The following is a 22,795-nucleotide window of genomic DNA, read 5'->3' as shown; positions in this document are numbered from 1 at the left end:
CTGCCATGAGCAAACTCTTTAGCAGACTCAAACTGGTGCTCCAGTTTATCTATACCAGTATTGGCTTCTTTCCGACCCTCATTTCGCTGCTGTTCTTTGGTTTGGCAGTGCTCATGATCTATTTTGAAACAAGAGGGATCAGCAATTACCTCAAAGATGACCTGCCATTTTTCATCATTACGCACGGCGAAACGGCAAACATGATCCTGAGCACAATTGCCTCGGGCATTTTCTCCCTGATTGTATTCAGCTTCACCATGGTAATGCTGGTGCTCAACCAGGCTAGCTCCAACTTTTCGCCCAGGGTTATACCTGGCCTCATTTCCTCCAAGTCTAACCAAAAAGTACTGGGTCTATACCTGGGCACACTGATTTACACATTGGTGGTGATGGTTAACGTTCGATCGGAACATTACGATGCCGATCTGCCGGGCCTGGCCGTTTTCCTGGCGATGTGCTTTACGATTCTCTGCCTGGCATTTTTCGTGTATTTTATACATTCTATCTCCGCTTCCATACAGATCGACAATATACTTGAGGGCATTTACAACACAACACTGGCAAAGCTGCACAAAGAGATTGAATTGGATGAAGGGGCAAAGTTGCCAGCGATATTCGAGACAGGAAACTGGCTTGATCTGGAAAGCAGGCACACAGGTTACCTGCAGCATGTAGACCGCAAATCTGTCATTAGTTTATGCCAGCAACACAACGTCGTGCTTGAGTTTCTGCAACCGCTTGGGAATTTTGTCATCAAAGGGCTGCCCTTTGCCCGTGTCACCAACACGCTGAAAGACAAAGATTCCTTTTGTGAAAATCTGGATGTTCTCCTCCACTATTACCAGGAAGAGCTAGCCGAGATCAATTATCTGTACGGCTTCAAGCAGATTACCGAAAGTGCCGTTAAGGCACTTAGCCCAAGCGTGAACGACCCCGGTACAGCCATCAAAGCGATCGACTACCTCACAGATCTGTTCATTGTGCGCATGGGACTCACCGATGAGAAAATTTACCATGACGATGAGGGCACTTTGCGTTTGCGACTGGATGAAGTGAGCTTCGAGGAACTGATGGGTGCTTGCCTGGGCCCCCTCAGAGTCTATGGCAAAGAAGACCCTGTTATTTTGCTCCGCCTGCTGAACCTCTTCCAAAGTCTTTGCTATGGAGTGGCAAAACATCCGAAGTACAAGGACATCCTTTACAACGAGGCCAGTCATATCCTGCAGGATGCCAATGCAACCATTAAGAATCCGGGAGATCGGGGTAAACTCAATGCGATGGCAAAGGCCCTGAACACCACAGATGCCCTGCCGCGCAAGCTTGCATTGCTGACACCCTGAGTTGGGTTACTGGCTTAAAAAGACTATTTTTGCCGAAATAGCAATTTCCTTTCTTATGATTTTCAAAACCCTGAAAAGGTCACTGGGCAGTGTGCTGAACATTGTAAACGAGACCGACGAAGAGGGCACGATCCGTGAGATTTATGATAAGATTCCGGTAAGGGGCAACAACACCTGGATGCTGATCTGCTCTGCCATACTGGCGTCTATAGGCCTTGACACCGGCTCCGGTGCCGTTATCATCGGGGCCATGCTTGTCTCGCCCCTGATGTCCCCTATACTGGGGGTGGGCCTTTCGGTTGGCATTAACGACCGGGAAATGCTCATTGCATCCGTCAAAAACCTGGGGATCGCAGCATTGGCTGGCCTCTCCGTGAGTACGCTCTACTTCATGCTAACACCGCTCGGCGAACCAACCAATGAGATCTTGGCCCGCACTAAACCCACGCTGCTGGATGTGATGGTGGCGTTCTTTGGTGGAGTGGCTGGCATTGTTTCCATTTCGCGCACCGACAAATCCAATGCTATACCTGGGGTGGCTATTGCAACGGCCCTGATGCCGCCGCTCTGCACAGCTGGCTATGGCCTTGCAAGGGGCCGTTTCGACTTTTTCTTCGGTGGCTTTTACCTGTTCTTTATCAATGCCGTTTTCATCAGCCTGGCTACCTTCCTCATCGTTAAGTACCTGAAATTTGACATCAAACACTACCTGGACAAGGCTACCGAACTAAAAGTGGCCCGCATCATGGCTGTGGTGTTGTTCATTGTTGTGTCTCCAAGCATCTATTTCCTTTACAATATCTACCAGAGCGTTCAGACGAAGAAGAAGATAGAGCAACTGATCGTGCGTGACTTTGCCAGCCGGGACAATGAAATCATCAAATGGGAAGTAACAGAGACAGACTCCCTGAATACCATTAAGATATACAGTGTAGGCAGCCCCGTTCCCGACACCATGATAACTTATTACAACACACTCCTCACCGACAACTCACTCTCCAAGCACCGGGTGAAGTTGGTGCAGCTGGATGTGTCGGCTGAAGACGTTCGCCGCATGGCTTCGGACATTACAAATAACCTGACCAAGGATTTCCTGAAAACGATCGAGATACAGAAACTCCATAGCGAGCGGGCCGACAGCCTTCTCAAACTCGCCAGTGCCTACACGCCCGTGAGCGCCAGCAGGGAGCTAAAGCTTATTTTCCCGGAAATCAACAAGGTAGAAATAGGGGAGATGGTGTCGGTCGCGGAAGGAAAAACCCGCCTCGACACAGTCATGCTGGTGATGATTGACTGGAAAAAGCAGGAGCAGGTGACAGTCAAAGGAAAGAATCCCGTTGCACCAGGTATAGATGCTGAAATGGTCCGGGCGTATGAGACCAGAATCAGAAATTACATGTCCAACCGTTTCAAACGCGACTCTGTGCGGGTGAGCTCCACAATTTGATCTGAATTAATCGTATATTGATACGTAAAGCCCAATTACCTAGCACCGCTATATGCCAGTCACAGATAAAGATCCACTGAAAAAAAAGCTCCATACCATCATCTTTGAAGCTGAAACCCCGGCGGGTAAAGCCTTTGACGTCATCCTGCTTTTGCTCATTGTGGCGAGTGTGGTCGTCGTGTCCCTGGAAAGTGTCGTGGCATTCAGGAGAGACTACCTTCTAATTTTTCAGATACTGGAGTGGACTTTTACGATCCTCTTTACAATTGAGTTCATGCTGAGGTTGTACAGTTCATCGCGGCCATTAAACTATATTTTCTCCTTCTTCGGCATAATCGATTTTCTGGCCATTATCCCGACATACCTCAGTTTGTTTGTGGTTGGGTCGCAATATCTGCTTGTTATTCGTGTTTTCCGTCTGTTGCGCATAGCGCGTGTGTTTCGGTTGACCCGCTTTGTGAACGAGGGCCATGTGCTTTCGAAAGCGCTACGGGCCAGCTTAACCAAGATCACCGTTTTTTTGGGAGTAGTGGTGATGATGGTTATTGTGGTCGGCGCTCTCATGTATGTGGTGGAAGGACGGGCCAGCGGCTATACCAGCATACCTAAAGGCATTTACTGGGCCATCGTGACAATCACAACCGTAGGATTTGGAGACATTACCCCTGTCACGCCATTGGGGCAGTTTCTGGCCAGTTGTCTGATGATTACCGGATATGGTATCATAGCGGTGCCAACAGGTATAGTTTCAGTGGAACTAGCGAACGCAGAGCGGCTTAGCACTTCGACCCGTGTGTGCCCTAATTGTCACACCGAAGGTCATGCTGCCAAGGCCAATTTCTGCGACAACTGCGGTTTTGAACTGCACAAAATAGATGAATTGGTTTAATGGTAACCCGTCATCAGTCTATGATATAACGGGGTATGTTCATAGGCAACCTGGTGAGTAACTCGTAATTAAGCTGGGTGCTTAGTTCTGCGAACGAGGCTACTGTAATACTTTCTTTTCCTTGATTGCCAAGTAGCACGACTTCGTCTTTCAAAGCCACGTCCGGAATACCGGTCACATCGACCATGAGCACATTCATGTTCACAATACCTACCACAGGCGCTCTGTGCTCCCGTATCAGCACTTCGCCCTGGTTACTGAGCGCCCGGCTATATCCCCAGGCGTAACCAACCGGCACGGCTGCGGTCTTCATGTCAAACGTTGCCTGGTAACTGGTGCCATACCCGATAAATTCGCCGGCTTTTACCAGCTTCAGACTCATGATGTGACTCTTCCAGTTGATGATTCTTTTGAGGGGATCGGTACGGTCTGTGCTGAGGCCCATGTACCGGTAGTAAATCTCGGGACTTGACCAAAAACCGTATTGCATGATACCTACCCGCACCATGTCCAGGTGGGTTTCGGGGTAGGCCATAACCGCGGCTGAACAGGCGCTGTGCAGTTGCCGGGCAACAATGCCTTTCGTTTTGAGCAGATCCACGGCTTCGTTGTATCGGGCGATCTGCCCGGCTACCCGGTCATGGTTTTCCTGGCTTTCGGCCCCTGCAAAGTGCGTGCATATACCTGCCACTTCGAATAAAGCCTGATTGGCCAGGATAAAGTCGGCAGCCCTTTCCAGTTCATCCCCGCCCAAGCCAATCCTGTTCATGCCAGTTTCAATGTCAAGATGAACGCGGGCTGGTTTCTGCAGCTTTCTGGCTGCTACGGCAGCGCTTTCTAGCTTTTCAGTAGAGAACACATAAAACTCAATATCATGCGCAACAGCCCACTCCAGCTCCGAGTCATCAATGAAGCCCATGATCATAATCGTTGCAGAATTCGGCAAAACCTGTTGGATACGAAAGGCCTCATCAGCGCTGAACACCGAAAAGTGGTCCAAGCCGCAAGCATGCGCTATCCCTACAAATTCTTCGATCCCGTGGCCATAGGCATTGCCTTTCACAACCGAAGAAAGGCGCACGTCCGGTGCCAGCTGCTCTTTAATAAAACTGATGTTATGTTGTAAGGCTGACTTACTTATCTCTATATAGGAACTGTGGAACATAGCACTTAAGTGTTCAGGATGCGCTGAGCGATTCGATAATAAAAGGAACTTCCCGTTGCTATTAGTTCATCCGGAAAATCGTAATCGGCATGGTGCAGTTGTGGTTGCGCAAGGCCAGCGCCCAAACCGAAAAGTGCACCCGTGTAGGCCTGCGTGAAATGCCCGAAATCTTCAGACCACCTCATCGGATTGACGGCCCGTTGCACATCCAGTCCAAGTTCTGCTGCCGCCTCTGCAATCACCTCTACGGCAGTCTGGGCATTTACGGTGGCAGGAAACTCCTCTACGAACTCGAAACTGTACTTCAAGCCGTGCTTAACCGCTACAGAATTAACCGCTTCCAAGGCAAGTGATTTGAGCAGCGCAAGGTCCTGCTGCTCAAAAGCGCGAAGCGTTGCCATAACAGTCGCAAAACCCGGATTAGTGCCATATGCAATTTCCCCCAGCCGGGCATGTACCACGGTCAGCAGCGCCAGATCCTGAAATTGGCTTTGGTCTTTCACCAGTGCGTTCAGCGCCAGAATCAGTTCGCTCATAGCTTCCCCTGGGTTAAGACCGTTCTCTGGTTCTGCCGCATGCGACTCCTTGCCTGTCAGGTATACCTGGAGGCCAACCGAAGCCGCTGCAAAGGTATGGCTACGTAGCAATACCTGATTCATTGGCAGTCCTGGCATGTTATGCAGGGCAAACACATAATCTGGCTTCAACTCCCTGAATATTTCGTCCTGAAGCACTGCCCGTGCGCCGGCGCCCGTCTCCTCCGCGGGTTGAAACAACAGAATGACCTGACCGGTTGGTAACGGATCATAATGCAGTAAACTTGCCAGCCCCATCAGGATGGCCATATGTCCGTCATGCCCGCATTTGTGACTTATACCTGCTTGGGTAGAGCGGTAGGGAATATCGTTTATTTCAGTAATAGGCAATGCATCCAGTTCAGCCCGGAATAGGAGGGTAGGCCCACCAGAGGCTAGCCCACTAAAAATGACAGCGATGCCTGTTCCCCCAAGACCTGAGAGAACTTTCACTGGATTGTAGCGCTTTACAAACTGCCGGATGGTATGGCTGGTATTGGTTTCCTGTCCGGAAAGTTCAGGGTAGCGGTGCAAGTGCTGCCGAAACGACTCGATATCCTGCAGATCGCGAATGGCCATTGTAGAATCAGAAAGTGGCATAAACGTAATAAAGAAGTCTTCTTCCAAGGTACTCATATCTAACCAGCTGACCAAGATTAAATGCAAAAAGCCCGTAACGCTATGCCGGTTAAGGCCATGCGCTACGGGCTTATAAATTTGGTCCAGTACAGCTATTCAGTCGCGATTTCGGCCCTGATCTGCTCCACTACCATCATCATCACCCTACACACTTCCTCCACTATGGTCTGAACCTCAGCCAGATTGCTCTGTTGCTTTGCATGACTTTCGACGAAACGTACCTTTTCTTTCAACGAATCGATCTTCATGGTGTCAATCGTCGATTTGATTTTATGTGCCAATGCACTGACTGTAGTCCAATTTTCGCTTCGGGCAGCTTCCTGCATGTTTTGAATCGATTCAGGGATGGTGTCCACAAAAAGCTGTCGCGCACGGTTCAGGAATGCCGGATTGTTGTGCGACATCTTGCTGATGATTTCCATGCTGTACAAGGGTGCATGCACCAATTCAGGCTCAGGTGCAGGAACCGGGTTTTCAATTGGCTGGTTCACATAATGCATTGCCTTGTCAGGCAGCAATGCGGCGATTTTATTGAATAAAACCCCCTCATCAAAAGGCTTGGACAGGTAATCGTTCATGCCTGCCTGTAGGTATTTCTCAGCATCCCCTTTCAAGGCGTTGGCCGTAAGCGCTATGATCGGAATTGAGGCCTTTCTGGAATCCTGCAAATCCCTTATCTGGAGCGTGGCGTCAATTCCGCTCAGCAGAGGCATCTGAATATCCATCAACACGATGTCATAGTCATTTTCCTGCATCATGTGCACGGCATCCACTCCGTTGAGGGCAACGTCCAGACTAAAGCCCCAGTCTTCCATGATAGACTGGGCCAGGAAAACATTCACCTCGTTATCTTCGGCAAGCAGCACGCGAACTGATCCCAGGCTCTTGAAGTCTGTCACAACATTCTCCTTGGCCGGCAGTTCCTTTTCGCTGCTCTTCGGGTAAGTCAGCATGAATTTGAAAGTACTTCCGCCAGCTTCGTTGTTCTCCACCCAAATATCACCACCTTGTCGTTCGACCAGGTTCTTGCATATACTCAGCCCCAAGCCAGTTCCGCCATACTTTCTGGTCGTGCTGGAGTAAGCCTGCGTAAAGCCTTCAAAAATAACCTCATGCTTGCATTCAGGTACGCCTATACCTGTATCTGCCACCGAGAACTCAATGGTGAGCGTGGAGGCTGTTTCTTCCAACGTACGGGCACTCAATGTGACACTGCCCTCTTCCGTGAATTTTACCGCGTTGTTGAGCAGGTTCAGCAGTACTTGGTTCAGACGGTAAGGGTCACCTTGCAGCAGGGTGTGCTCCAATTTGAGTTCTCCCAGCTGAAGGGCTATTTCTTTCTCCTCTGCTTTGTATCTCTGCACCTGGAAAGCTGCGTGCACAACATCCACTACATTAAAAGGTATGGACTCCAGCTCCATCTTGCCTGCCTCGATCTTGGCAACATCGAGGATATCGTTTATCACCACAAGCAGGTTATCAGCAGACTGATTGATAATCTTCAGAAAGTTTTGCTGCGGCTCTTCCAGACGCGTTTTGGCAAGCAGACCTGCCATCCCCAGTATACCATTGAGTGGCGTTCTGATCTCGTGGCTCATGTTGGCCAGGAAATTTTCCTTTACACGGGCTGATTCTTCTGCGGCTTCCTTGGCTTTCTTCAACTCCCGCTCCGTTTGTATCCGGTCGGTAATGTCCTGTGCAATGCAAATCACATAGCCCTCTTGTCCCTCCTCACTTACCCGGTAGTTCTGATAAAAGAGGTAGCGCTCTTCTTTGGCTTTGTTAAGAATACAAAGAATGCCGTCCACCACGGCCATGGTTTCAATTTGACGCAGGTATTCAGGAAAGTGTGGACGATGCAGCAGCGGGAAAAACTGCATGAGTACTTTGCCTACCACTTCTTCTTCCTGATAACCGAGCGTGTTCAGCAGGTATGGGTTGACAGTCAGAATACGTCCCTGCATATCGTGTGTGCAGATATAAGCCTGACTATAGTTGATCAGGTCGCGGTATTTCTTTTCACTGTTCTTAAGGGCTTCCTCAGCCAGCCTGCGATCGGTGATATTGCGGGACGATGACTGGAATTTCAGCACCTCGCCTTCAGCACTCAAAATCGGCCTGATACTGGTTTCTACCCATACATAAGTGCCATTTTTGTGGCGCTTACGATGCTGCACGACAGAATTGCTCTTTTCATGGAATGCCTTCTGATGCCCCGTCTTATAGACCATTTGCAGATCATCCGGATGATGGAATTCGTAGGGAGACCTGCCGATCAGTTCGTCCGGTGTATAGCCCAATAGATCTTCTGATGCCTTAGACACATATAGGTATGTTGCGTCAAGCTCATGAAGACAGATCAGGTCACGTGAATTTTCAGAAAGCAAGCGGTGTAGTTCTTCGCTTTCCTCCAGGCGCTTACTGGCGTTATACTGTTCGGTAATGTTGGTAGAAATCCCCAGCACGTGCACTTCACCGTTATGCGTGAGCAGAGGCTTCTTGATCGAACTGAACCACTCCACCTGACCAGAAGGAGATGTGAATTTATCCAGCACTCTTTCTTCCTGGCCCGTTTCGATTACACGCTTGTCCACCTTACTGTAGTGCTCGAGCTCCTGCGGCAAGAGGTGAAACTCACCCACATGGCGATCCACAATTTCTTCGGGCGTGAGGCCGAAGAGGGCAGCACACTCCTGGTTGGCAAGTTTAAAGTTGCCCTTGCCATCTTTTACATAGATCAGTGTGGGGCTGGTATCGAGTACCAGGCGTATAAAGTCATTTTTCTCCTTGAGTTCCTGCGCTGATATTCGCTCAAGGGTAATATCCCGGATGATCGTCAGAACCTGATCGTCGTCATATTTAACAATCCTGCCCTCAAAACTCCGTCTACCGTCAGGTGTATCAAGTTCATACTCTAATGTATCTATCTGTTCGGTAAGCAACACCTCATTCACTGACTCATACACTTCCTGGTTCAGTGGGCTGGGCAGCAGATCGAAAACCGATTTTCCTATAATTTCCTCGGCCGGATAATTTGATTTTTTAACCTCTTTGTAATGCACCTCTTTGTATATACCATCCTTGTCAATGATAAACATCAGGTCAGGTATAGCATCCAGTATAGCCCTTATGCGGGACTCTCTTTGGTTGATTACCTGTTGTGCATTGTGCAGTTCTGTAATGTTCAGCCCGTGGCCGATAATAAGCTTGACTTCGCCCTGAGGATCGAGTACAGGGTTAAGTTTGCGGATATGATAAGAGGGATTGCCTTGTTTGTCGATCAGTTGCTCTTCAAACTCAACCTTCTTCTTTTCCTCCATGACCGTCAGCAGGCTTTGCTCACGGGACTTCACTCTGGAAAAGGGCACATTGCGATGAATACAGTATTCTTCGTTGGTTTTACCGATTATCCATTCCCGGACGCTGGGGTCGACCACTGCAGCCGGGTTAACAAAAATGTATCGCAGGTTACTGTCGTAGACAGCCACGTCGGAGGGCAAATGATTCAGAATGGCTTCATAAAATTCCTTCTGAGCGACTAACTCTTCTACCCGCTGCTCTGCCTTTAAGCGGGCTTTTCGTTCCCGGTCGAGTTCCTGCTGCAGTTCTAATATATTGTTGGTTACTTCCATTTTTGGGCTAAAAATCCTTCACATAATACCGTCACAGCCAAAAGTGGACGTGTATGCAAACATAAACACCTATTGATTCAAAATCATTACAATCGCCTCCGTAATTCCCGCCTCTGTGTTACCTCTTAACAATTAGCTTTAACCAGGGATGCCCCTGCTACTTCACTGTCAGTTCGCGACTCTGAATCATCCGGTAAATCGTTGACTTGCCAATGCCCAGCTTGTCTGCCACTAACAGCACATTGCTATCATACCTGTTCAGGAATCGCTGAATAATATCAGTCGTGTAGGCTTTGAGGGTACGCTCTTCTGCCAGAAAGTCTTTTTCGGTGTGGCTGGCCGTGAAGTTGATGTCATAGTCCTGAATAGCTTCTTCATCAGAAAGAACGACAGCCAGTTCAACCAGTGCTTTCAATTCCCGCACATTGCCCGGGAAAGAGTAGGAGAGTAGTTTCTCCTGGGCTGATGGGGCCAGGTGTTTCTTGCCCATCCCGTTTTCCTTGGCAAAGGCATCAATAAAATACTTGGCCAGTACCAATATGTCGCTGCCTCGGTCGCGCAAGGGTGGGAGCTGTATCGGAAGCCCCAGCAGGCGATAGTACAGGTCTTCCCGGAATCTGCCTTTTTTAACCTCATCGGCAAGGTTTTTATGGGTGGCCACGATTATCCGCACGTCCACCGGAACCACGGCATTTCCGCCTACCCGCGTGATTTCCTTCTCCTGCAGTACCCGGAGCAATTTGGCCTGCAGGCTGATATCCAGTTCGCCAATTTCGTCCAGAAAGATAGTGCCTTTGCTGGCTTCCTCAAATTTCCCCAAGCGTCTGGCTACAGCACCGGTAAAAGCACCTTTTTCGTGACCAAAAAGCTCACTTTCAATTAACTCACGGGGTATGGCCGCGACATTGACAGCTACATAAGGTGCTTTTTTGCGGGTACTGTTATAGTGTATCGCTTTGCCAACCAACTCTTTACCGGTACCGGTTTCGCCGTGAATAGAAACCGTGATATTGGTCTGAGCAGCTTTTGCCATCAGGTTGAACACCATTTTGATGGCCTTGCTATTGCCGATTATGACGTTGTTAAAATCATATTTCTGGCCGATCTCTTCCTTTAACTGGTCAATCTCTTCGCGAAGGGACACGTTCTCACGTATCTTGTTGATCGTGTTCCAGAGTCGCTCGGGTGTATCCTCATCTTTTACAATGTAGTCGTAGGCACCCAGCTTGAGAAGATCAACGGCGGTTGCGACATCCTCCTGCCCCGAAATCACCACCACCTGCACATCCGGATTTTGCTCCTTGATTCTTTTGAGTACTTCTGACCCGTTTTTATCCGGCAGCGAATAGTCGAGCGTGACTACATTCGGCCGCTGGTACATATTGGTCAGGCAGTCGTTGGCAGAGTGAAATTTTTTGATTTCGTAATCAGGGTTCAACGATAAGTGGTACTCCAGCAGTTCACTGTACCATACATCGTCATCCAGGATAAAAATTTTAAAAGGACCGTTTGTCATCTAGCTGTTGCGCGTAATTAGGAAAAGGTCAAATATAACAGTAAAGTTATATTTCCTAAACAGATTTCGTGTGATATTTGGTTTAATACCGCTAGATTGTCTTCAAATTCATTAAATATTCCATACTGCTAATAAAAGTTTAGCGGTAAGCATTCTGGGTTCAGTCTCTATTTTAACTTTGAGCCGCAAATTTTAATATCACTTCTAAAATTACATACAACATGCAAGGAAGCAGTTTCACACAGGAAACCAGAAATTTGTCTTTATCAGCTCAAGACATACTTGGGGCACAATATGATAAGTTAGTCCTGTTGCTACCCGAATTGCTGGTTGCGGTGGTGTTGCTGCTCCTATTTATCTTTGTGGCAGGCAAGCTGAGCCTGCTTGTGCAAAACAAATTGGGAAAGAGAGTGGACGATCCGCTTTTGGTCAGTTTTGTCTCGAATGTTACCCGTTGGGGCCTCATTTTGGTCGGCTTCATGTTGATGCTGCAAATCGTCGGACTAACAGGTATAGCAGGGGGGCTACTGGCAGGCGCTGGGCTTTCAGCGTTTGTGGTCGGTTTTGCGCTCAAAGATATCGCCGAAAACTTTTTGGCAGGCATCATTCTGGCATTTAACAGACCGTTCAGGGTAGAAGATACCGTGCAGGTACGCGACTTCATCGGTAAGATACTCGCCCTGAACTTACGAAGCACGCAGATGAAGACCTTTGATGGCAAGGATATCTATATCCCTAACTCCATTTTGCTGAAAGAGGTCGTGACAAACTATACCCGTGATGGCCTGCTCCGCATTGAGTTTTTGATAAAAATTGACTATCAACATGATTTCGAGACCGTTGCCGCAATAATCGTCAAGAACGTCGAACAGTTAGAGGGCGTGTTGAAAGAAGACAAGCCAGCCGTTGTCATAGAGGAGTTTACAAACTCGGGCATGTCTTTGCGGGTGCTTTTCTGGGTACAGTCTTTCGATTACAAATTGAGCACCATGCAGCTAAAAAGCAAGGCAATGGATGCCATCAAAAAGTCGTTATGGAGCAACGGGATTTCGCTTTCTGCCAAATGAAAACGCTTTTAAGGTAAAGTGTTATGGTTACATATCCGTGTTAATCACTTCGTACTTTGCCCTTACGAACATAAACACACCATAGGATAGGAGACCAAGCGCCAACGCCCCCAATAAATAAGAGCCGTATGCGTTCTCTTCGAGAAACTGAAATGCCTGTGAACTACTTCCTGCCTTTTGAAAGTTGGAATTAAGCGCGGCTTGCAACAGCAGATAGCCTATAATAAGCCACACAAATCCGCGGGCTATATACCCAATCTTGCCAGCCCGAACCAGAGTATCTCTCATCTCAGGTTTTATACGGGAGGCCTGCAGTTTTTTCATATACATATCGGAATAGGCACGGTAAAACTGATAGATTCCTACGGCCATCGTGCCAATGGCTACAGCACCTAGTAACCACTGGCCGAAGGGCTGTGCCAGCAGTTCACGGGCCAGGGTTTGACGTGAATCTGAGGAGCCGCTGCTACTGTTGCCCATAACCAATTGCGCTGCCGTAAAAGCCAATGCTCCATACACTAAACCGCTAAAGGCATAGCCAATGCGGCGACCGATTCCTTTCGCGTCAGTACCTTTGTCTTCTGTATCCGCAATGGCCTGTATGAAACGCCAAAGGGTATAGCAGAGCATACCTAGAGCGACTATACCTAATAGCACTTTACCATAAGGCTGCTCCATAATAAATCGGAAAACACCTGTTTTGCCCGCACTTTGCTCGGAGCGACCACCTATTTCGAAGGCAGCCATAAAGGCCAAAGTACCTACTAGACAATAAACTATACCTTTGGCGATCAAACCGATTCGGGCAAATGTTTTTACCCAACCTGGCTTCGTAGAAGGTATATTGGAAGTAACTGCAGATAGATCCATAGGTAGAGATTTTATATCTCCCATACACGCAAAATCATCAGTAAAGTTATAGCGGCTACATACTTTTGAATCGCTTGTGAGCCTCTTCCTCCAGATATGCACGGTGGTCTGGGTGAGCGATTTCTATCAAGGCTTTGGCCCGTTGGCGCAGGTTCTTGCCATAAAGGTAAGCCACCCCATATTCGGTTACCACATAATGCACATGCGCGCGCGTCGTCACGACTCCCGCTCCCTGGTTGATGTAGGGCACAATTCGTGAGACGCCCTTTGCCGTGGCAGACGGCAGTGCAATGATGGGCTTGCCCCCTTTGGAAAGCGCCGCTCCCCGGATAAAATCCATTTGCCCGCCGATGCCCGAGAACTGGTAAGTACCAATCGAGTCTGAAACCACCTGACCTGTCAGGTCGAGCTCGATGGCGCTGTTGATAGCCGTGACTTTCGGATTGGATCGTATCACGGTTACGTCATTTACATAATCGGAGCTTAGCATTGTAATGAGGGGGTTGTCGTCCACAAAGTCGTAGAGTTGCCGGTTGCCTACAATAAAACCCGTGGCGATGCGCCCCGGATGCTTTTTCTTAAACTCATTGGTGATAATGCCTTGCTCTACAAGCGGTAGAATTCCGTTCGAGAACATCTCTGTATGGATGCCCAGACCTTTGTGGCTGCTCAGGCACTGGAGCGTGGCGTCCGGTATGCCGCCTATGCCCATCTGCAGGGTGGCACCGTCCTCCACCAGCTCTGCGATGTAGCGCCCGATAGTTTCTTCGGTGGAGGTGATGCGTTTGCTGTAATCCACTTCCGGCAAGGCTTCGTTAACCTCCACCAAGGCGTCGAAGCGGCGGGAATGGATGAGTGCGTCGCCATGGGTGCGGGGCATTTGGTGGTTAACCTGTGCAATGACATGCTTGGCACTGATTACGGCCTGCCGGGCAATGTCTACCGAAACGCCCAGGGAGCAGAACCCATGGCGGTCGGGAGGAGAGACGTGCACGATCGCTACATCCAGTGGCATGATACCGGATCGGAACAGATTGGGAATCTCACTCAGGAAGATCGGTACATAATCACCGCGACCACTGTTGACTGCTTCTCTAACATTGGCCGAAACAAAAAGCGAATTGATGTAAAAGGCTTTGCTGCAGCGCTCTTCAGCGCAGGGCATGTCCCCGAAGGTAGAAATACTGACCAACTCCACATCTCGGAGCTCGTCTGAGCGATCAGCCAGCTTATTCAATAAATACTGCGGTGTGGCGGCGCTCCCGTGTATAAATACTCGATCACCGGACTTGATGACAGACAAAGCTTCCTCTGCAGAGGTATAATTGATGTGGACAGTATTCATGCAAATAGCGGTTAAAGTACAATGGAAATGTATAGCTAAGAGATACGGTTTCAGAAAACGACAGTTCCTTAAATGAATCGGTTAGAAGGATTGCACAAAAATATTTCCAAAAGAATATATAAATTTGACGACAAGCAATGATATTTGCTATACTGCATGGTTGAACCCGATTTCCTAATTGACCTATGAGAACTTTTACCAAAATTCTACGCTTCGCCTGCGTATTCCTGTTACTTATACCTGCCCTACTTTCATCCTGCGTGGCTACATCGGGTATAGACCAAACCAGTTCTATCTCGTCGCCCGAAAAGTCACTCAGCACCCAAAAAACCTACAATTGGTACCAGGCCGTACCTGTTGCGCCCGCTGCTTTTGAAAATGGCTACAGCAGCAGCCTACACCAACATCTGCTGAAGGCCATAGAGGTGGAGTTTGAAAAGAAGGGGTACAGTAAAACCTCCCTGAACCCTGACCTGCTGGTGGCTTACGACGTAAGCGTGTCTGTGCCAGAGTCGAAGGACAAACCAGAACTGTACGGTAATGGCTTTGGGTATAGCTATGCGTATATGGCGGGCTATCGCTACGATTATGGCAATGCCCAAATGCCCGGCTACCGTATGGTAGACCTCTTTAAGGAAGGCACCCTGATCGTGGATGTGATTGACCCGAAAAGCAAGCAACTGCTGTGGCGTGGCTGGACGGAAGGGGCAGTCAGCAATTTCAATGCGGGCTATGGGAAGGTCGAAGCTTTGGTCAAAGCCATCATACAGCGTCTGCCGGCAGCATCAAACCGGTAGTAACACCGGCTAACAATGCTGGATATACCTGATGCAAGCTTCCATGCCTAATCGGCCCGAACAAAGTTATTGAAGCGCATCACATCGGCGGGTTTTCCCACCACATAAATCACATCGCCCCGCTTCAGCTTTGTTTTGGCGTTTATATCCAGCAGGGTTTCCCCGTCCCGCTTAATGGCCACTATGGTGATGGCGAACTTGTTACGCACATCCGATTCAATCAATGGTTTATTCACCAGCGTGTCGTTCTTGGTGAATATGCGTAAGCTGGCGACTTCCAGATCGGGCAGGTCTATGCTAATATTGCCGGGGGTGTTTTTACGGCCTGTCAGGCTGCGCAGCATCTCATAGTTATCGGCTCTGATACTGTTTGTGAAAGCAGCTATTTCGTCGCGGGGCATCAGGTATTTTGAAAGGACTCTGGTAAATATCTCGATGGAAGTCTCAAATTCCTCGGGTATCACCTCGTCGGCCCCAATTCGAAAATTCTCTTCCATCTCTTGCACGAAGCGGGTGCGCACGATGACGTGAACTTTCTCGCTCACCTCCCTGATACTCGAAATGATGCGCCTCGTCGCCTCAGGATCAGAGATGGCGACCACCACCACCCGGGCCTTGTGTATGCTCACATGCGAGAGAATGACACCGTGCACGGCGTCGCCATACAGAATAGGCTCGCCACGAAGCCGCTCTTCTTTCACGGTGACAGCGTTCAGTTCCACAATCACATAGGGTATATTTGCGTGCCGGGCCGCCTTGGCCACATTGCGGCCATTGATGCCATACCCAATGATCACGATGTGGTCTTCCAGGTGATACAGTTCGTTGTTTTGATCTACCTCGGCCTGTGTATTGACAGGCAGATCCTGACCAGGGGAAAGTCTTAAACTGATACTATTGGCAATAACATGGAAATACTCTATCACAAAAGGAGTTATAGCCATTGTAAGCAACGACACAGATAGGAAATACTGGTATACCTCCACAGTGAGCAGGCCACTGTTTATACCTGTTTTGGAGAGGATGAACGCAAACTCACCTACCTGGAACAGCGAGAGACCGACCAGCAGGGAAGTCCGCAAAGGGTATTGCAGCAGGCGTGCAGCCATGACGGCGATTATACCCTTCAGGACAAAGGTACAGACCGTGAAAAGCAGTACAATGAGCAAATGCTGCAGCATGAAACTGAAGTCAAGGAGCATCCCGATCGAGACAAAAAAGAAGCTGGTGAAAATCTCACGGAAGGGTAGGATGTTACTCGTAGCCTGGTGGCTGTACTCCGATTCAGATATGATAAGGCCAGCCATGAAAGCGCCCAATGCCAGAGAAAGGCCCAAACTTTGGGTTAGCCAGGCCACGGCAAAGCAAATCATGACAATGCTCAGTATAAACAGTTCCTTGCTCTTAGTGCGGGCCACCACAAAAAGTAGCTTTGGTACCAGATAGCGGGCACTGATCAAAACAAAAACGATCACAAAAGCACCTTTCAGCACCATTAGTAACAACTCCACTGCTATATTCTCTTTACCACCGGCCATCAGTGGGGCCACCAGCATCATGGGCACCACGATGATATCCTGAAAGATCAGGATACCCAACACCACTTTGCCGTGCGGACTGTTAATCTCTCCCTGATCCTGCAGCAGTTTCAGCACAATGGCCGTGCTGCTCAGTGCAAATAGAAAACCGACGAAAAAAGCTTCTGCGGGACGAAAATCGAACATCATGAGCAACAAGCCCACCAGCATAATCGTGACACCCACTTGCGTAGCCCCTCCGAGCAGGACTGTGCGCTTGATCAGGGCCAGGTTACGAAGCGAAAACTCCATGCCGATAATAAATAGCAACATAATCACACCGATCTCAGCCAGGATCTCAATGTCGTGCACCGCTGTAATAAGGCTTAGGCCATAAGGACCGGCGATAATGCCGGTTATCAAAAAACCTAGAATGGTAGGCAGCCGGAACCGCTGGAAAAGCAGGATCACCACTACGGCCAATCCCAGAATGATGACAACGTCAGACAGTAAGGGTATTTCCATGCGTTTTATTTTGAACCGGGTTCTTCTTATTCGTGATTTGAGGTGAACAAGTTGAATTGCCTGGCAATATAGTCAAGTCCTGAAGAGGATTTAAACAAAGCGCCAAGTATTCAGCTCGAACACGAAAATTCGAAAGAAGATGCTTTTTATATTTGAGCCGGACTAAATTTATACCTTATCTTTAAGTTTCCTAACAGAAGACAAGACGCCTATACCTTATGAAACAGTATTTAGACTTGATGCAGCACATCCTCGACAAAGGGGTGAAGAAAGAAGACAGAACCGGGACAGGCACTTTGAGTGTTTTTGGCTATCAGATGCGCTTTGACCTGGCGGAGGGCTTCCCACTGGTTACGACCAAAAAGGTGCATCTGAAGTCTATTATACATGAGTTGCTGTGGTTCCTGAAAGGCGACACCAATATTGCATACCTCAAGGAAAACGGCGTCACCATTTGGGATGAGTGGGCCGATGAGAACGGAAACCTGGGGCCGGTATACGGGTCGCAGTGGCGCAGCTGGCCAACGCCGGACGGCCGCCACATCGACCAGATGACGCAAGTGGTAAATCAACTCAAGCACAACCCGGACTCACGCAGGATTATAGTGAGTGCCTGGAACGTGGCCGAGATCGAACACATGAAACTGCCGCCTTGCCATGCCTTTTACCAATTCTATGTAGCCGAAGGCAAGCTGAGCTGCCAGCTCTACCAGCGTTCTGCCGATGTATTTCTGGGGGTACCCTTCAACATCGCTTCCTATGCCTTGCTGGTGCTCATGATGGCCCAGGTAACCGGACTGGAGCCAGGCGAGTTCATCTGGACTGGAGGCGACACGCACTTATACCTCAATCACCTGGAACAAGCACAGCTGCAGCTCTCGCGTGAGCCATACCCATTGCCTACCATGCGAATAAACCCGGAAGTGCATGATATCTTTGACTTTAAGTACGAAGACTTCAAGCTAGAAAACTATGTATCACACCCCGGTATAAAAGCACCGGTAGCGGTATAACTGTTATAGAGAAAACCCTCGGTTAGGGCAGGGAAGGACCTTCCTCATATAGCAGGCGTCGACCTTCCAGGCTGCTCTGCATGGCCAGTTCAATCACTCGGATGGTATGGCGGGCCTGTTCGGGCTTCACAACTAATTCTTCCTGGCCCATGATCGCGTTGTACACATTTTGGTAAAATCCCCTATAGTCGCCCGCCTCGCTTTCGATTGTACCGGTTATTTGCAAGTCCTTATATTCTGTACTGACCCTCCCCCAGATTTCTGCGGGTTCAACACCCCAATCTACCGTACTGGCAGGGGATAAGCCGCTTTTCAGGGCTGCTTCCTGCACGTCGAGTCCATACTTTACAAAAGACCCCTGTTCCCCCGAAAGTATAAAGCGTGGACCGGGCTGCTTCACCAGCATACCTGCCTTCAATATCACTTTCAGTCCATTCTTGTAAGAGAGCGTCACATCAAAATTATCGACGATCTGGCTGCCGGTACGCTGAATCCTTAAATCAGCCCACACTTCGTGAGGCGGGCCGAACAGGTATAGGGCCTGATCAATCAGATGGGACCCCAGGTCGTAGAGTAAACTGGTGCCAGGTGTAGCTTCTTCTTTCCATGTATCTGCCTTGGGCGCTTGGCGAAACCGGTCGAAGTGGGCCTCGTACTCAACCAATCGGCCCAGCATATTGCTCTTGAGCACTTTCTGAACAGTTCTGAAATCACTGTCCCAGCGGCGGTTATGGTAAACTGTCAGTAGCTTGTTTTGGCTTTTGGCCAGTGCCATCAGTTCTGAAGCTTCAGCCGATGTCACGGTAAAAGGTTTTTCGACTATCACATGCTTTCCGGCCATCAATGCTGCTTTCGCCAGACTAAAGTGGGTGGAGTTGGTGGTGGCTACGACAACCAGATCAATTGTGTCGTCTTGGAGTATACACTGGTCATCTGGCACCACTTCTGCCTGCGGATACCGCTCCTGAGCCAATGCCACGCTCTCTGGTCGGCCGGCCCTGATCTTCCTGAGCTGCAGCCCCTCAACTGCTGTGATAATTGGGGCGTGAAAAACTCTGCCTGCCATTCCAAACCCTAAAAGCCCGACGTTGAGTATAGTTCGCATAAGTTAATGAGTTACAAATTTAGGTATCTACTACAATTAGCAATTATACCAAGGTATACCTTTTGCCTGTAAAATCTGCCGTCCCATAATCAAATTCAACTGAATCGAAGCCCGAAAATCCAGCGGGACCACGATATGATTTAACTGAAGGGGCGTATAAACTAATAGAGGAGGTAAGACATGGAATTGACGTTGAAGATCAGGCTACTATTATTGGCATTGTATGAATTCAAGTATAACGGAAAACTCTACGAACTGGGTGAACTGTTTTCCAAGAGTGGTGTTAAAATCAGCCGGATTGAGATTGAGGAGATCGCCAGAACCCTGAGCGAGGATGGGCTGCTCAAAACCATTACAGTAAAGGAGACTATATACGGTCAGATTTCAGTGGATGGTGTGGAGTTTCTGGAAGAAAACAAATTTTTTAGTGGCAGCAGCTATCTTCCAAAGGATCGCATCAAACCACTGGAACGTGAAATTTTGCGGAACAAGCTGAATGAGTTGTACACCGCAGTGCTACAAACTGAATTAGCTAGCGAGGTGCCTTCGGAGGTGCTGGAAAGGGAAGTGGAAGAACTGAAAGCATTATTAAACCTTTTGGGCAGGCACAGTTGGTTACAGATCCTGAAGGGTAAATTTTTGGAGATCGCCGCAGAGAAGCTTCCTCATACAGAGCTAAGTGAATTGCTGCAGGATTTCGAGCTAAGTTCTGGCAAAGGGGGCGATGTATCAAATAAGTCAACTAATTGAATCAGCAGAAAGTCAGATTCTTGAAGTTTAAAATCCTAGGCGCGCCTTGAGCTGATTTAAAAATTGATGATCAACGTGTAAAGCGCTATTGCCGAGGCTAAGTACGCTTCTTATACCTGTCACATTTGACCCAAATACGACCGATGCAAATAACAGCTCATCAGGCTTAGCCTGGACTTGCTGCACAGCAAATTCCTGCTCATGGCACCAATTCAGAATTTTTCGACGCAGAATACCGTTTACACATCCTGTTTCCAGATGGGGGGTATACAACACACCTTCCCGAAGCCAGAAAAGATTGGAGGAACTCAACTCTGACATATAACCTTCTACATTCAATAACAGCATGTCATCAAACCCCTTGGCTTGCTTCTCCATACTTGCCAGGACATAAAACGGCGCATGAGGCCCCTTAAAGTGGGAGAAGGGCGAGTAACTGATTCGGACTGTCTCGCAAATTCCGATGCGTACCCCTGCGTCGGGTGCGGGGTGATGAACTTCAGCCGTGGCCAACCATTCCGCATCGCGCGTTTGCGGCGTATAGAGTCCTTCACCGGCCCGCCATACCTTGAGCTTGATACGACCTCGTCTGGTCGCGTTGCGCTGCTTGGCTAGCCGCAACAGGTTGTCTTCCAGTTCCTCATCCCAAAAGTAGTCAGGTAAACTAATTTTCATAGCGAGGGCAGCTTCCCGCATACGAGTTTTATGCTCATTCCAGAAACGCAATCGGCCATCTACCACCATGATAGTCTCAAAGAAACTATCGTTGTACTGAAAGGCACGATTATGAAGCGGTATCCTAAGATCTTGTGCCGGTAGAAACTGATTATTGTAGAGAAGCAAGATAGTGTAATGGTTAGCGTGAGAACGAGTTTAGAAACATGGCCAATTCATCGGGTAAAGCGTATTGGCGGGCAAGGAACATTCGTATCCCGCCAATACGCTTTACCCCACGTGTACATGACTGCCTTTGAAAATAATATATTGACGCAGGCCTTCATCGGATCAAAGCGAATTTTTTCCCTGGCATTGCTTTCACAACTCCTTTAAACTCCAAAGCCAAAAGCACGGAAGCAAGTTGATTTACTGGCACTTGCGCCTTCCAACCTAAATTATCCATTTGCTCTTCACCGGACTGGATCAGCACCTGCAGCACCTGCATTTCTTCGGGTGTGAAATCGGCTGGGTCAAGAGCAGGTATAGCCTTTGCTCTTTTTACTGCCAGACTGTCTTCAATATCCCAGTTCAACAACTCAATCAGGTCCTGTGTAGCGGTTAGAACGGCGGCCTTGTGTGACTTGATCAGCCAATTGGTGCCTTCCGACATGGGGGAGTTGATGTTGCCAGGCACGGCCATGACTTCTTTGTCATAGCTGTGGGCTATATCAGCAGTGATGAGGGTGCCGCTTTTGAAAGCCGCCTCTATGACAATGGTGCAGTCGGACATACCGGCAATTATCCGGTTACGGGCCGGGAAGCGGGGTGCGTCAGGTTTGGTACCAAAGGTATTTTCGGTGAGTACACCGCCTTGCTCAAGCATTTTCTCAGCATATTTCTTATGCACGCCGGGGTAAATGATGTCGGGTCCGGAGGCCATCACGCCAATTGTTGGGAGCCCTGCCTGCAAAGCGGCGCGGTGTGCCGCAATGTCGATCCCGTAAGCCAGTCCGCTGACAACCATTACACCATAAGGCTTAAGTTCTTCTATTATCCGCTCTGTGACAGCCTGGCCATAACTCGTTGGCTTGCGGGTACCTACAATGCTGATAATGCGGTGATGGTTTAAGTTGGCGTTCCCCCTGTAATAAAGAAGTGGTGGTGCATCAGGCAACTGTTTGAGCCGGTTCGGGTACTTGGAAGAGGTATAGAACAGGAGCTCCACCTGTTTATCCGAGGCCTTTTTCAAGACTTCGTCCGCTTCAAGCAAGGCTTGCCGGCCATTATCCCGTATGCTCTTGGCCACCTTCTCGCCTACACCTGGCACTTTCATCAGTTTAGGCACCGGAGCATGTAACACGGCTTTGGCGGAGCCGCAATAGCTCACCAGCACCTTCGTCAGCTGATCGCCGACGTAAGGCAGAAAGGAGAGGGCTACTTCAAATTGGGCTTCATGTGACATGCACCAACGTACGCAAGCTTAGCTTTTGGTGTTCAGCTGTTCCTTTATTCCAACCAGGAAAGAGCGCACCTTTTCCAGTGAGTTGATGATCTCGATCTTATCCTTGGTCTGAACCGATTTGTTCTTCAGAACTTCCTTGGCACCTTGTATCGTAAAGCCGCGTTCTTTCACCAGGTGGTATACCGAACGCAGTTCCTCAATGTCCTTGGTAGTGTACTGGCGGTTGCCCTTCTTGTTTTTCTTCGGCTTTAGTTGGTCAAACTCGGTCTCCCAAAAGCGGATCAGGGAGGGAGCAACGTCAAAAATGGCCGCTACTTCCCCAATGGTGTAATATTGTTTTTCGATTTCTTTTTCTTTGTAAGGCATAGTTTCAGTTTCAAGGTATAGCGCTACAGCACTAATTTTCGGGTATAGCACGCAGAATTACGGCTAAAATTGCTACTTTTGCCCTTATGCAGACACGCGAAAGCATAACCCGAAAGGG

At 48.8% G+C, this 22,795-nt stretch carries 18 protein-coding genes; 7 read left to right on the top strand and 11 right to left on the bottom strand.

Going from position 1 to position 22,795, the window contains the following annotated elements:
• Positions 1–5 precede the first annotated feature (5 nt).
• The 3 genes from H9Q13_RS03270 to H9Q13_RS03260 are packed head-to-tail and all read left to right on the top strand — an operon-like array spanning position 6 to position 3,676.
• Complete coding sequence (locus tag H9Q13_RS03270; RefSeq protein WP_191182307.1) at positions 6–1,340, top strand: DUF2254 domain-containing protein; 1,335 nt, start codon at positions 6–8, stop codon at positions 1,338–1,340.
• Positions 1,341–1,395: 55 nt separating this feature from the next.
• A complete protein-coding gene (locus H9Q13_RS03265; protein WP_191182306.1) occupies positions 1,396–2,787 on the top strand; it encodes a TIGR00341 family protein in 1,392 nt (463 codons plus the stop codon).
• A gap of 52 nt (positions 2,788–2,839) precedes the next feature.
• Positions 2,840–3,676: an ion transporter gene (locus tag H9Q13_RS03260; protein ID WP_191182305.1), complete on the top strand. Its 837-nt coding sequence runs from the start codon at positions 2,840–2,842 to the stop codon at positions 3,674–3,676.
• 13 nt (positions 3,677–3,689) lie between these two features.
• Here the strand turns inward: H9Q13_RS03260 and alr are convergent, their stop codons facing one another.
• The 4 genes from alr to H9Q13_RS03240 all read right to left on the bottom strand — a co-directional run bounded on the left by alr (position 3,690) and on the right by H9Q13_RS03240 (position 11,203).
• Positions 3,690–4,841 (bottom strand): alanine racemase, encoded by a 1,152-nt coding sequence (alr, locus tag H9Q13_RS03255; RefSeq protein WP_191182304.1) that lies wholly within the window; start codon positions 4,839–4,841, stop codon positions 3,690–3,692.
• Between the two features lie 5 nt (positions 4,842–4,846).
• Positions 4,847–6,052, bottom strand: coding sequence for an amidohydrolase (locus H9Q13_RS03250; protein WP_224744033.1), 1,206 nt, complete (start codon positions 6,050–6,052; stop codon positions 4,847–4,849).
• A gap of 95 nt (positions 6,053–6,147) precedes the next feature.
• On the bottom strand, positions 6,148–9,687 hold the full coding sequence (locus tag H9Q13_RS03245) for a PAS domain S-box protein (protein WP_191182303.1): 3,540 nt from the start codon (positions 9,685–9,687) through the stop codon (positions 6,148–6,150).
• A 157-nt stretch (positions 9,688–9,844) separates the two neighbouring features.
• Positions 9,845–11,203 (bottom strand): sigma-54-dependent transcriptional regulator, encoded by a 1,359-nt coding sequence (locus tag H9Q13_RS03240; RefSeq protein WP_191182302.1) that lies wholly within the window; start codon positions 11,201–11,203, stop codon positions 9,845–9,847.
• A gap of 221 nt (positions 11,204–11,424) precedes the next feature.
• Between H9Q13_RS03240 and H9Q13_RS03235 the strand changes: the two genes are divergently transcribed.
• Positions 11,425–12,270, top strand: a complete 846-nt coding sequence (locus tag H9Q13_RS03235; protein WP_191182301.1) for a mechanosensitive ion channel family protein — start codon at positions 11,425–11,427, stop codon at positions 12,268–12,270.
• A 27-nt stretch (positions 12,271–12,297) separates the two neighbouring features.
• On the opposite strand, the gene H9Q13_RS03230 is transcribed toward H9Q13_RS03235, so the two are convergent.
• Both H9Q13_RS03230 and H9Q13_RS03225 read right to left on the bottom strand, forming a co-directional pair.
• On the bottom strand, positions 12,298–13,140 hold the full coding sequence (locus H9Q13_RS03230; protein ID WP_191182300.1) for a DUF1206 domain-containing protein: 843 nt from the start codon (positions 13,138–13,140) through the stop codon (positions 12,298–12,300).
• A 55-nt stretch (positions 13,141–13,195) separates the two neighbouring features.
• On the bottom strand, positions 13,196–14,485 hold the full coding sequence (locus tag H9Q13_RS03225; RefSeq protein WP_191182299.1) for an acetyl-CoA hydrolase/transferase family protein: 1,290 nt from the start codon (positions 14,483–14,485) through the stop codon (positions 13,196–13,198).
• A 185-nt stretch (positions 14,486–14,670) separates the two neighbouring features.
• Between H9Q13_RS03225 and H9Q13_RS03220 the strand changes: the two genes are divergently transcribed.
• Entirely contained in the window at positions 14,671–15,282 is a 612-nt protein-coding gene (locus H9Q13_RS03220) for a DUF4136 domain-containing protein (RefSeq protein ID WP_191182298.1), read from the top strand.
• A 47-nt stretch (positions 15,283–15,329) separates the two neighbouring features.
• On the opposite strand, the gene H9Q13_RS03215 is transcribed toward H9Q13_RS03220, so the two are convergent.
• Positions 15,330–17,324 carry a cation:proton antiporter domain-containing protein gene (locus H9Q13_RS03215; RefSeq protein WP_191182297.1) on the bottom strand — a complete coding sequence of 665 codons (1,995 nt, stop codon included), beginning with the start codon at positions 17,322–17,324 and terminating at the stop codon, positions 15,330–15,332.
• Between the two features lie 218 nt (positions 17,325–17,542).
• On the opposite strand from H9Q13_RS03215, the gene H9Q13_RS03210 reads away from it, so the two are divergent.
• Positions 17,543–18,337: a thymidylate synthase gene (locus tag H9Q13_RS03210; RefSeq protein ID WP_191182296.1), complete on the top strand. Its 795-nt coding sequence runs from the start codon at positions 17,543–17,545 to the stop codon at positions 18,335–18,337.
• Between the two features lie 22 nt (positions 18,338–18,359).
• Here H9Q13_RS03210 and H9Q13_RS03205 read toward each other — a convergent pair whose 3' ends face one another.
• On the bottom strand, positions 18,360–19,442 hold the full coding sequence (locus H9Q13_RS03205; RefSeq protein WP_191182295.1) for a Gfo/Idh/MocA family oxidoreductase: 1,083 nt from the start codon (positions 19,440–19,442) through the stop codon (positions 18,360–18,362).
• A 180-nt stretch (positions 19,443–19,622) separates the two neighbouring features.
• On the opposite strand from H9Q13_RS03205, the gene H9Q13_RS03200 reads away from it, so the two are divergent.
• Positions 19,623–20,192 carry a hypothetical protein gene (locus tag H9Q13_RS03200; RefSeq protein WP_191182294.1) on the top strand — a complete coding sequence of 190 codons (570 nt, stop codon included), beginning with the start codon at positions 19,623–19,625 and terminating at the stop codon, positions 20,190–20,192.
• Between the two features lie 27 nt (positions 20,193–20,219).
• Here the strand turns inward: H9Q13_RS03200 and H9Q13_RS03195 are convergent, their stop codons facing one another.
• The 3 genes from H9Q13_RS03195 to H9Q13_RS03185 form a co-directional block, all read right to left on the bottom strand.
• On the bottom strand, positions 20,220–21,035 hold the full coding sequence (locus tag H9Q13_RS03195) for an aminotransferase class IV (RefSeq protein WP_191182293.1): 816 nt from the start codon (positions 21,033–21,035) through the stop codon (positions 20,220–20,222).
• A gap of 154 nt (positions 21,036–21,189) precedes the next feature.
• The gene (dprA, locus tag H9Q13_RS03190) at positions 21,190–22,311 is read right to left on the bottom strand and encodes a DNA-processing protein DprA (protein WP_191182292.1); all 1,122 of its coding nucleotides are present in this window, start codon (positions 22,309–22,311) and stop codon (positions 21,190–21,192) included.
• 18 nt (positions 22,312–22,329) lie between these two features.
• Positions 22,330–22,677 (bottom strand): MerR family transcriptional regulator, encoded by a 348-nt coding sequence (locus H9Q13_RS03185; RefSeq protein ID WP_191182291.1) that lies wholly within the window; start codon positions 22,675–22,677, stop codon positions 22,330–22,332.
• Between the last annotated feature and the right edge of the window lie 118 nt (positions 22,678–22,795).

The sequence above is a fragment of the Pontibacter aquaedesilientis genome (genome assembly GCF_014773225.1).
Classification (GTDB): domain Bacteria; phylum Bacteroidota; class Bacteroidia; order Cytophagales; family Hymenobacteraceae; genus Pontibacter; species Pontibacter aquaedesilientis.
Note: the sequence above shows the minus strand (reverse complement) of the source record. Positions and strands in the feature narration are given on the sequence as shown.

Excerpts from the sequence above, each read along its gene's own strand:
- H9Q13_RS03270 (WP_191182307.1), top strand. The coding sequence starts at position 6 with ATGAGCAAACTCTTTAGCAGACTCAAACTGGTGCTCCAGTTTATCTAT.
- H9Q13_RS03265 (WP_191182306.1), top strand. The coding sequence starts at position 1,396 with ATGATTTTCAAAACCCTGAAAAGGTCACTGGGCAGTGTGCTGAACATT.
- H9Q13_RS03260 (WP_191182305.1), top strand. The coding sequence starts at position 2,840 with ATGCCAGTCACAGATAAAGATCCACTGAAAAAAAAGCTCCATACCATC.
- alr (WP_191182304.1), bottom strand. The coding sequence starts at position 4,841 with ATGTTCCACAGTTCCTATATAGAGATAAGTAAGTCAGCCTTACAACAT.
- H9Q13_RS03250 (WP_224744033.1), bottom strand. The coding sequence starts at position 6,052 with ATGAGTACCTTGGAAGAAGACTTCTTTATTACGTTTATGCCACTTTCT.
- H9Q13_RS03245 (WP_191182303.1), bottom strand. The coding sequence starts at position 9,687 with ATGGAAGTAACCAACAATATATTAGAACTGCAGCAGGAACTCGACCGG.
- H9Q13_RS03240 (WP_191182302.1), bottom strand. The coding sequence starts at position 11,203 with ATGACAAACGGTCCTTTTAAAATTTTTATCCTGGATGACGATGTATGG.
- H9Q13_RS03235 (WP_191182301.1), top strand. The coding sequence starts at position 11,425 with ATGCAAGGAAGCAGTTTCACACAGGAAACCAGAAATTTGTCTTTATCA.
- H9Q13_RS03230 (WP_191182300.1), bottom strand. The coding sequence starts at position 13,140 with ATGGATCTATCTGCAGTTACTTCCAATATACCTTCTACGAAGCCAGGT.
- H9Q13_RS03225 (WP_191182299.1), bottom strand. The coding sequence starts at position 14,485 with ATGAATACTGTCCACATCAATTATACCTCTGCAGAGGAAGCTTTGTCT.
- H9Q13_RS03220 (WP_191182298.1), top strand. The coding sequence starts at position 14,671 with ATGAGAACTTTTACCAAAATTCTACGCTTCGCCTGCGTATTCCTGTTA.
- H9Q13_RS03215 (WP_191182297.1), bottom strand. The coding sequence starts at position 17,324 with ATGGAAATACCCTTACTGTCTGACGTTGTCATCATTCTGGGATTGGCC.
- H9Q13_RS03210 (WP_191182296.1), top strand. The coding sequence starts at position 17,543 with ATGAAACAGTATTTAGACTTGATGCAGCACATCCTCGACAAAGGGGTG.
- H9Q13_RS03205 (WP_191182295.1), bottom strand. The coding sequence starts at position 19,442 with ATGCGAACTATACTCAACGTCGGGCTTTTAGGGTTTGGAATGGCAGGC.
- H9Q13_RS03200 (WP_191182294.1), top strand. The coding sequence starts at position 19,623 with ATGGAATTGACGTTGAAGATCAGGCTACTATTATTGGCATTGTATGAA.
- dprA (WP_191182292.1), bottom strand. The coding sequence starts at position 22,311 with ATGTCACATGAAGCCCAATTTGAAGTAGCCCTCTCCTTTCTGCCTTAC.
- H9Q13_RS03185 (WP_191182291.1), bottom strand. The coding sequence starts at position 22,677 with ATGCCTTACAAAGAAAAAGAAATCGAAAAACAATATTACACCATTGGG.